We start from the raw sequence: 1,177 nt of genomic DNA on the forward strand, positions 1-1,177 counted from the left end.
GCTCTCTGAGCTGGTGGGGGTCGCAGTGGCCAGGGGGAAGCGACTGTTTACTAAAAACACAGGTCCGTGCGAAGTCGTAAGACGATGTATACGGACTGACGCCTGCCCGGTGCCGGAACGTTAAGGGGACCGCTTAGCACTCTTCGGGGTGCGAAGGTGAGAACTTAAGCGCCGGTAAACGGCGGTGGTAACTATAACCATCCTAAGGTAGCGAAATTCCTTGTCGGGTAAGTTCCGACCTGCACGAATGGCGTAACGACTTCCCCGCTGTCTCAACCACAGGCCCGGTGAAATTGCAGTACGAGTAAAGATGCTCGTTTCGCGCAGCAGGACGGAAAGACCCCGGGACCTTCACTACAGCTTGACATTGGCGTTTGGAGCGTCTTGTGTAGGATAGGTGGGAGACTGGGAAGCTCTGACGCTAGTCAGGGTGGAGTCATTGGTGAAATACCACTCTGGTCGTTTTGGACGTCTAACCCGCGCCCGTGTATCCGGGTGGGGGACAGTGTCTGGTGGGTAGTTTAACTGGGGCGGTTGCCTCCTAAAAGGTAACGGAGGCGCCCAAAGGTTCCCTCAGCCTGGTTGGCAATCAGGTGTCGAGTGTAAGTGCACAAGGGAGCTTGACTGTGAGACTGACGGGTCGAGCAGGAGCGAAAGCTGGGACTAGTGATCCGGCATCGGCGTGTGGAAGCGGTGTCGCTCAACGGCTAAAAGGTACCCCGGGGATAACAGGCTGATCTTCCCCAAGAGTCCATATCGACGGGATGGTTTGGCACCTCGATGTCGGCTCGTCGCATCCTGGGGCTGGAGTAGGTCCCAAGGGTTGGGCTGTTCGCCCATTAAAGCGGTACGCGAGCTGGGTTTAGAACGTCGCGAGACAGTTCGGTCCCTATCCGCTGCGCGCGCAGGAGACTTGCGAGGGGCTGTCCCTAGTACGAGAGGACCGGGACGGACGAACCTCTGGTGTGCCAGTTGTTCCGCCAGGAGCACGGCTGGTTGGCTACGTTCGGTAGGGATAACCGCTGAAAGCATCTAAGCGGGAAGCTCGCCTCAAGATGAGGTCTCCCACCACGAGAGTGGGTAAGGCCCCCTAGAGATGATGGGGTTGATAGGCCGGAAGTGGAAGCGCAGTAATGTGTGGAGCTGACCGGTACTAATAGGCCGAGGACTTGACCAT

General features: G+C 57.7%; 1 rRNA gene (only partly in view). It reads left to right on the top strand.

The window, feature by feature from the left end:
* Positions 1 to 1,177 (top strand): 23S ribosomal RNA (locus HHX41_RS39340); its annotated part reaches 1,378 nt to the left of the window's first position; the annotation flags it as partial.

This window comes from Microbispora sp. H13382 (genome assembly GCF_014161445.1).
Classification (GTDB): Bacteria; Actinomycetota; Actinomycetes; order Streptosporangiales; family Streptosporangiaceae; genus Microbispora.